7 protein-coding genes and 1 riboswitch are annotated in these 9,243 nt (G+C 30.3%); of the genes, 4 read left to right on the forward strand and 3 right to left on the reverse strand.

The features are described from left to right. The first annotated feature begins 88 nt into the window (after positions 1–88). The 3 genes from HNR52_RS11525 (at position 89) to HNR52_RS11535 (ending at position 3,799) form a co-directional block, all read left to right on the forward strand. A complete protein-coding gene (locus HNR52_RS11525) occupies positions 89–1,075 on the forward strand; it encodes a sensor histidine kinase (protein ID WP_435620639.1) in 987 nt (328 codons plus the stop codon). 5 nt (positions 1,076–1,080) lie between these two features. After that, positions 1,081–1,662 (forward strand): response regulator, encoded by a 582-nt coding sequence (locus tag HNR52_RS11530; RefSeq protein WP_435620640.1) that lies wholly within the window; start codon positions 1,081–1,083, stop codon positions 1,660–1,662. A gap of 127 nt (positions 1,663–1,789) precedes the next feature. Beyond that, positions 1,790–3,799: a GGDEF domain-containing response regulator gene (locus HNR52_RS11535; protein WP_435620644.1), complete on the forward strand. Its 2,010-nt coding sequence runs from the start codon at positions 1,790–1,792 to the stop codon at positions 3,797–3,799. A gap of 170 nt (positions 3,800–3,969) precedes the next feature. Here HNR52_RS11535 and HNR52_RS11540 read toward each other — a convergent pair whose 3' ends face one another. Both HNR52_RS11540 and ytaF read right to left on the reverse strand, forming a co-directional pair. Beyond that, a complete protein-coding gene (locus tag HNR52_RS11540; RefSeq protein WP_435620641.1) occupies positions 3,970–4,911 on the reverse strand; it encodes a polysaccharide deacetylase family protein in 942 nt (313 codons plus the stop codon). Positions 4,912–5,067: 156 nt separating this feature from the next. Next, positions 5,068–5,667, reverse strand: a complete 600-nt coding sequence (gene ytaF / locus HNR52_RS11545; protein WP_435620642.1) for a sporulation membrane protein YtaF — start codon at positions 5,665–5,667, stop codon at positions 5,068–5,070. Positions 5,668–6,005: 338 nt separating this feature from the next. After that, positions 6,006–6,189, forward strand: a riboswitch (cobalamin riboswitch). A gap of 35 nt (positions 6,190–6,224) precedes the next feature. Here ytaF and metE point away from each other — a divergent pair. Then, a complete protein-coding gene (metE, locus tag HNR52_RS11550) occupies positions 6,225–8,522 on the forward strand; it encodes a 5-methyltetrahydropteroyltriglutamate--homocysteine S-methyltransferase (RefSeq protein WP_013787655.1) in 2,298 nt (765 codons plus the stop codon). Positions 8,523–8,744: 222 nt separating this feature from the next. Here the strand turns inward: metE and HNR52_RS11555 are convergent, their stop codons facing one another. Continuing rightward, the gene (locus HNR52_RS11555) at positions 8,745–9,026 is read right to left on the reverse strand and encodes a hypothetical protein (RefSeq protein ID WP_435620643.1); all 282 of its coding nucleotides are present in this window, start codon (positions 9,024–9,026) and stop codon (positions 8,745–8,747) included. Between the last annotated feature and the right edge of the window lie 217 nt (positions 9,027–9,243).

Here is a 9,243-nt window from a genome sequence, read left to right on the forward strand (position 1 = left end):
GAAAATCAAAAGAATGATAATTTTACTTTAGGCGAGTTTTAAGCTGCTTAAGCGGCATATCCAACCCACCTGCTTTAGCAGGTGGTGGTTGAGTTCAGACTATAAAATAATATTATTAAATGGTGCGGCGGAAGAGTTATTTGGAATCGAAGAAAAAAATGCGATTGATAAGCATTTTCTTCTGTCTGTTAAAGATGAGAAGCTTTTTGAGCAAATAAATGCAATTGTTGATTCAAAATTTAATATTAACAAGGTTGAGCAGGTTAAATACGGTGATAAATATTATGATGTTACAATCACCCCAATAAAAAATTATAAATCTGAAATATCAGACATACTGTTGGTTTTTCACAACATTACTGAGTTTAAGGAGTTGGACCAAGCAAAGGACGATTTCATATCGATAATTTCACATGAGTTTAAAACACCATTGACATCCATAATGATGGGTACAAGCATGATTTTAGAAGAAAAAATAGGTGCGATTAATGATAAACAAAGAAGCACACTCGTGGCAATCGAAGAAGAAAGTGAAAAGCTTACTGAATTGGTTAATGAACTAATTGAACTTACTAAGATTGAATCTGGAAAAGAGATGTACAACTTTAAATGTTGTTCTATATTTGGAATAGCGCAAAATACTGTAAAGCCATTATATAATATTGCAAATGAAAAAGGCGTAAATCTTACTAATACAATTGACGAAGATATGCCAGGTGTATATGCCGATCCAGAGAAAATAACGTGGGTCTTAAACAATCTTATAACTAATGCCTTGAAGTACACTGATGCAGGTGATGATATTACAATTAGTGCGTCGGTTGATGGCGACTTCATGCAGATTTCTGTTAAAGATACTGGTGCAGGTATACCGAAAGAATACAAAGATAAAATTTTTGACAAGTTTTTTCACGTACAAAATGATGATGAATTTGAGATTAAAGGTACAGGATTGGGACTTGCTGTCGTAAAAGAGATTGTAGAGGCTCACGGTGGAAAAGTATGGTGTGAAAGCGATATAGATATAGGAAGCAATTTCATGTTTACACTTCCTATATGTGATGAAAGAGGGTAGACTTTATGAAGAAAGTTTTAGTTGCAGATGATACTAAGAATATTAGAATGCTTCTTACTACTTGCCTTGAATCCGAAGGATATAATGTTATAACGGCTAAAGATGGTGAAGAAGCGCTTGAAATATTGAAAAATGGAGATGTAGAGCTTGCGTTTATAGATATTAAAATGCCGCTTTTAAGTGGCACCGAAGTTTTAAGAAAGATAAGGTCTTGTGGGATAACAACGCCTGTAATAATAATAACGGCATTTGCTACGATAAAAAATGCGATCGAGTGTACAAAATTAGGTGCTGTAGAATATATACAAAAACCATTTACTGTAAAAAGAGTTAAATCTGTTTTAGAAAAAATGATTGCTGAACATGAAAAAACAAAGGAAAATGATACAAATAATTTAATAAACGAAATAGAAAATTTAATTGATGATGATAATTTCATTGAAGCACTGGATATGCTTAAAAAATCTAAGGTTAATCCAGACGATCCTAGATTTTACCTTTTGTACTATAAGATATATGATGGCTTAGGTGATAAAGAGATGTCTCACAAATTTTTGAAAGCATATAAAATTTTTAATGAAGGCTAAAGTGTGAAATTATAAAGTTGTCTTATGTCAAATTATTGTGCTTTTGGTTAAATAGTGTATAATATCATTAAGGAAAATTTTCATTAAATGATATATTTATAGACTAGATGGTTGGGGGTACTTGATGATGGATACTATTTTCCAAAAGGAGATCCTAATTGTAGAGGACAGTAAACTTAACGCACAAATAGCGGCAGATATTTTAGAAAGATATGGATACAAGACTGAAATAGTATTTTCTGGGGAAAAGGCTATTGAAAAAATAATAAGCAATGAAAAAAGTCCAGATTTGATTTTGATGGATATTGAGCTTAGCGGAAAGCTTGATGGCATAGACGCTGCAAAAATAATTGGTAAGCATAAAGACATTCCAATTATATTTTTGACTGCTAATGCCAATAGAGAAATAATGGAAAAAATAAAATCTGTTTCGGCGTATGGTTACATTTTAAAAGGTGTCGATGAAAGTGTCATTATTTCTCAAATTGAGATGGCTTTTAACTTGTATGAGGCCAGGCATGAGATAAAAAGCAGAGAAGAAATGTTTCATAGTATGTTTGAAAACCATGATGTAGCTATGATATTGGTTGATGCTGAATCAGGACATATAGTTTATGCGAATAAAGCTGCTTGTGAATTTTGCAGATATCCTAAAGATATTGTGCAAAACATGGATATTAGGGAAGTTGCAGATTTTTTTGGTGTAGATGGATATGAAAGCTGCTGGGAGATGCTTAAAAGAGGGTGCAACCCATGTGTATGCATACAAAATGGAGTTAATGGAAGTGAAAAAATAGTAAATGTGTATTCAACAATTATAGATTATCAAGATAAGAAATTAATTCATTTAATAGTATTTGATATCACTGAAGAATGGGAAATTAAAAGAAAACTTGAATTTTACAGTAAGCTTTTTGAAGATTCTCTAAATGAAATTTATATATTTGATGCTGAGACTTTAAAATTTATTTTCGTAAATCGTGGAGCAAGGAAGAATTTGGGTTATTCAGAGGAAGAACTTAAAAAAATGACTCCTCTTGATATCAAGATAGAATTTACGCTGCAAAGCTTTAAAGAGTTTTTAAAGCCACTTTTAAATGGTAAGCAGATGCAATTAAATATTGAAACAATGCATCGAAGAAAAGATGGTTCATTATACCCAGTGGTAATTCATATAGAGCTTATGGAGTATGATGGCGAAAAAGTCTTTGTGGCATTTGTAGCTGACTTGACGGAGCAAAGGAAAATTGAAAATGATCTTATGGAGAAAAATGAAATTTTAAATACTATAACTGCTTATGCCGGTGATGCTATTATAATGATTGATGGGTATGGCAAGGTTACTTTTTGGAATCCGGCGGCAGAAAGAATACTCGGCTATTCAAAAGATGAAATATTAGGTAAAGAGTTGCATACATTTATGATATTAGATGAACAGTTGTATAGTTCCTACAAAAAGGCGATTGAAAAATTTCGCCATAGCGGTGAAGGAAGCATCGTTGGGAAAACAGTTGAAATGAAAACTGTACATAAAAAAGGTCATGAGATAGATGTTGAGCTTTCGCTTTCTGTTGTTAAAATTAATGGATCATGGCATGCAATAGGAATAATACGCGATATTAGCGAGCGAAAAAAATTTGAAGAATTGCTTTATTTAAGATCAGTCACTGATCCCCTTACAGGTATATACAATAGACGTTTCTTTATGGATATACTTGAAAAAGAAGTAGAAATGACGAAAAGGAATAAAAAGCCTTTTTCGCTTATCATGTTTGACTTGGATCATTTTAAAAATGTCAATGATTATTTTGGGCATGCAGCAGGTGATATGGTACTAAAAAGAGTTGTTGAAATTGTAAAAGAAAGAATACGCAAAACTGATTGTTTTGCCAGATGGGGTGGGGAAGAATTTATTATCTTTTTACCTGAGACTTCTTTAAATAATGCTTCAGATATAGCAGAAGAACTGAGGTTTAAGATCAGCACTGCAAAATTTGATGGTGTTGGTAATGTTACAGCAAGCTTTGGAGCGACTGACTTTAAAGAAAATGATAATATTGATACAGTTCTATTAAGATTAGATAATATGCTTTATGAAGCGAAAAATAATGGACGAAACTGCGTGTGTGTTGGGTAAGATAGAAATAGAAGAGAAAGTTGGTTTAATTGGTTAACCTGCTTTCTCTTTTTAATGTGCGACCGGCATATGCGATAACTTGGCGGTGAAAGTCCGCTGTGGGCTTGATAGTGTGAACCACTATGTGGTGTCCAGAATGAGGCGGAACATGAAGTAGCTAATACTATTGACTATTGATAAGCTTTCATAAGTTCAGATACTGTCACAAAAGAATATCCTTCAGATCTGAGTTTTACAATTATCTGTGGCAATGCTGCTAATGTTTCTGAATTACCCTCATGCATAAGAATGACTGAGCCAGAAGATGATTTTGATACAATTGTATTAATTATATTTTGTATTCCGGGCCTTTTCCAATCATCTGGATCAACAGTCCAAAGCACAACATGAAGTCCCAATGCATTTGATATTTTCACGAGAGTATTATTGAATGCTCCATATGGAGGTCTAAATAAATCGGGTTTTACTCCCGTTGTGTTGACGACAATTTCCTGCGTCTTATAAAGCTCGTCAATCATCTGCTCAGGTGTCATTAAAGGCATATATTTGTGACTGTATGAATGAATACCTATTTCATTGCCATTTTCTGCAATATACGTAAGCAAATTAGGATTTTTTTCGGCCATTTTCCCTACAATAAAAAAAGTGGATTTAACATTTAAGCTTTTTAAAACATCTACATATTTTTTAGTAAACTCTTTTGAAGGTCCATCATCAAATGTAAGTGCCAGTAATTTGTTGGCTTTTTTGTTACTGCTGAATATAGGGGTATTAAGAGGCATTGGGCTTTCAAATAGTTCATTTCTGTTGCTTCTGTCTACCAGCGATAATATTTCATTATCAGATATTGCGTTTGATGATATTATAGATGTAATTTTACTTGTACTACTTTTAATCGGATACTCTGTAGAAGTAACAGCAGTTGTTATCGGCTCATTATAACTTTTGCTTGCTTTTTTAGCTTTTATCTTAGATACAATTTTAACAGATTTGACATTGTTTGCAGAATTATGTTTGAAAAATAGGCTTTTGCCATAAAAAAAAGTAAATCCTATTATTACTAATATAAGAAAAAGTAAGATAGCTGATTTTTTTGACTTAATTAATGTCATCATTTATCACTCCGATATACTAAACAAAAGATTACTCTTATAGCATAAACCAAATTACTCTAAAAATCAATTTTTAGAAATATTCGATAGATGTTTAATAAATAGCCCATCTTTTATAGGTGGGAGATTTTTTACATATCATAAAAATTTAACGATTTAAATAAAAATTTCGTATATACCTAAAAAGACAATTAAAATTCCAGAGACCAATGGTGCATAATTGCCAAATATTTTGGCTAAGTAAGTATTGCCAAGCATAAAACCTAAAAGAATGGATAATAAACTGAAAATAATTGTTAATAATGTAGTAAAATATATGTTAAGTCCTGTAATGCTTGCTCCAATTCCCAAACCTAAATTGTTTATTGTTAAACCAAAAGCAAGGATAATAGATTCTTTCATATCTATATATTTTGAATTATCCGTGTCTGCGATTTTTGAATTAATCAGGATTTCGTAGTTATTTTTAAAGTTAAAAGTATATGTTTTTCGTTTCTTGTAATAGTCTAAAATAAACCATAGTCCTAGCATAATAAGTATAAGACTGCCAACGATATTTGATATGTTTGTGGGTAGAAATCTATTTATAAGTAATCCTATAGACATTGATAGAAATGTACCAATACCAGATACTAAAGCGATTAGAATATTACTTAATATCCCAATTCTTATTTTTTTAATCCCATATGCTATGGCTACAGTAAAGTTATCGATATTTGCTGATATTGAGAATAATAAACTTGATATAACATGCATAGTAAAACCCCCTATTTTAATATGTCTTTATATTATATTCTTCATTTGAGAATTATGTTACGTGAAGCTTATCAAAAAGTTTTGCTATTTGTGACTTAAATAAAATTTTTTTAGGTCAAAAATCGTGTGAAATAGCAATGAAATGTAGAAATAAAACTTCACTATCTTTTTGAAAGAATGAGTTAGAAAAAGAGAAATAAGTTAGTTCAATTAAATAACTTATCTTCTGTTTTTGTATTTTGAAAATTCGTTCTTGACATATTATTTTCATAATAGTAAAATAAACATAAATGTTTTTAAAATAGTTGTCATTCATATCTTCAATAAGGATATGGAAAAAGATAATTCGCATATAAGGTGCTTCTTTAAAAAAGAAGATAATAGGGAATCAAGTGAGAATCTTGAACAGCACCCACTACTGTATTTTGGACGAACGTTTCGTATACCACTATCTAAATGATAGGAAGGGAAACAAGTAGGATGAAGATAAGTCAGGAGACCTGCCTTATGTGTAAATAAAACCAAATCTTTGGGAATGGAGATAAGGAGGAAAAATAATGAAAACAACAATAGTAGGTTATCCACGCATTGGAGTAAACCGCGAATTGAAGAAAGTAGTAGAAAAGTATTTTAAAGGCGAAATTGGTTTAAGTAAACTTTTTGCAGAATCTAAGCAATTGAGAAAAAAATATTGGTTGGTACAAAAAGAAAAAGGTATAGACTATATTCCATCTAATGATTTTTCATTTTATGATAACATGTTGGATATGGCATTTCTTTTAAATGTTATTCCTAAAAGGTATAAGCAGTTAGATCTTTTACCTATTGATACATATTTTGCTATGGCTAGAGGATATCAAGATATTGAAGAAGATGTAAAAGCTTTACCTATGAAAAAATGGTTTAATACAAATTATCATTATATAGTTCCTGAAATAGACGATGATACTGAATTTTTTTTAAATGATACAAAACCTTTTGATTTATATAGAGAAGCAAAGGAATTGGGAATAAATACAAGACCTATTATAATAGGTATGTTTACATTTTTAAAGTTAGCAAGATTTAACACTAAGAGAACTTTTGAAGAAATTTTATTTGAATTAACAAATACATATATAGAAATTTTAAAAAAATTTGAGGAATTAGGAACTGAATGGATTCAAATAGATGAACCTATATTGGTAACAGATTTAACGCAAGAAGACATTAATTTATTTAAAATAGCTTACAAGAAGTTATTGGCCAAAAAAAGAAATACAAAAATATTAATTCAGACGTATTTTGGAGATGTAAGAGATATTTATGAAACGTTGATAGAATTGGATTTTGATGGATTAGGTTTAGATTTAGTAGAAGGAATAAAAAATGTTGATTTAATAAAAAGATCTGGTTTCCCCTCCAATAAAATTTTATCAGCAGGTATTGTAAATGGGAAAAATATATGGCGAAATGATTATAAAAAAAGCATGGAATTGATAAGAATATTAGAACAATTTGTTATGCCGGAAAATATATGGCTCAGTACATCTTGTTCACTTCTGCATGTTCCGTATACGCTTCTTAATGAAGAAAGTATTGAAGAAAATATAAAAGAATTTTTGGCATTTGCAGAAGAAAAACTGGAAGAACTTAAGGATTTAAAGAGTTTATGTATTGATTATGACTTTGAGAAGAATGACCTTTATATATTTAATCAACAGGTTTTGAAGAGGAAAATAACAGATTCATTAAGTTTTGATGCTGAGATTCGTTCAAATGTTAAAAATTTAAATGAAGAAGATTTTATTCGAAAAGATAAATTTGAAAATCGCATTTTAGTCCAAAAGGAAAAATTTAAGCTTCCTATTTTGCCAACGACTACTATAGGTTCTTTTCCTCAAACATCTGAGGTGAGAAGAATTCGTCAGCTATGGAGGAAAGGAGAAATAACGGAGACTGAATATGAGCAACAATTGCAGAAAAAAATAAAAGAAATAATTGATTTTCAAGAAAAAATAGGGCTTGACGTGCTTGTTCATGGAGAATATGAACGAAACGACATGGTTGAGTATTTCGGACAATTATTAGAAGGATTTTTGTTTACACAAAATGGGTGGGTACAATCATATGGAACAAGATGTGTAAAACCTCCAATAATATTTGGAGATGTAAAACGAAAGGAACCGATGACAGTCAAATGGATTAAGTTTGCTCAAAAACAAACTGATAAAATTGTAAAAGGAATTTTAACTGGGCCAATTACTATTTTAAATTGGTCATTTCCGAGAGAAGATTTAGAATTAAGAGAAATAGCATATCAAATTGCTTTAGCTATTAGAGATGAGGTGTTAGACTTAGAAGCGGCAGGAATTAGAATTATACAAATTGATGAAGCAGCTTTAAGAGAGAAATTACCTTTGAGAAAAAAGGAGTGGAACGACTATTTATTTTGGGCTATTCGTGCATTTCGTTTAACTCATGCAAAAGTAAAAACTGAAACTCAAATTCACACACACATGTGTTATAGTGAGTTTTCAGATATTATAAAAGAAATTGAATCTATGGATGTAGATGTGATTTCTATTGAGGCGGCACGTTCAGATTTTTCAATATTAGACTTATTTAAGGAAAATAATTTTAAACCAGAGGTAGGACCAGGGATATATGATATTCATTCACCACGAGTTCCATCGCAAAGAGAGCTGGAAGAATTGATTGAAATTATGATTAGAAAATTGGATATAAACAAATTATGGATAAACCCGGATTGTGGTTTAAAAACAAGAGAAGACGAAGAAGCAAAATTGAGCCTTATCAATATGGTTAATGCTGCTAAATCGATCCGAATGAGGGTAAAGAGCTATCCTTTTTAGGATAGCTTTTAGTTTTTTTAAACCTGTTTTTTGCAAGTAACTTTTTATGATAGCAGTTGCTTGAATACTCTTCAATAGCTACTATTATAAATATTTATCTCTCACAATTTCATAAATATATGCACTTTTTATGTTTCCATTAGAATCAAGATTTAAATATACAATAACTTCGTCTCCAACTTTTGCATACTCCTGATTATTGTATTGTGAAGTGCTTGTGAATCACGCAACAAGGTTAGGAGCTGTTATTATTTTACCTTTGTATTTTCCTGATAAAAGTTCTATATCCACATTACAATATTGAGAATTATTATTTTCAACTTTAGAACTTATTTTTATAATTTTTCCATATATTTCTCCAGTATTCGTAGTGTTGGAATTATTTCTATTATTTGAAGAAACTTTTAATATTACAAATGCAATAAATAATATAGTAATTATAATGATTATGTAGAAAATTACAGTCATTATTAAATTTGCAAAATTTCTCATTATATTAAGCAATTTATTCACCTTCTAAATCAAAAACAATTTATTGTATTGAAATCATGAATTTTTATAATTTGTTTACATCTTATTAACAATTTGTACATATATTCATGATAATATTTTATTATAAATTTGCCACAATTATGACACAAATATGAGGGGGAATTAAAATTGAATAAAAAACTATTCAAATGGAAGTATATATTTATAACTTTTGGGCTAATCAGTGCCA

It is taken from the genome of Thermoanaerobacterium thermosulfurigenes, assembly GCF_051201035.1.
Taxonomy (GTDB): domain Bacteria; phylum Bacillota; class Thermoanaerobacteria; order Thermoanaerobacterales; family Thermoanaerobacteraceae; genus Thermoanaerobacterium; species Thermoanaerobacterium thermosulfurigenes.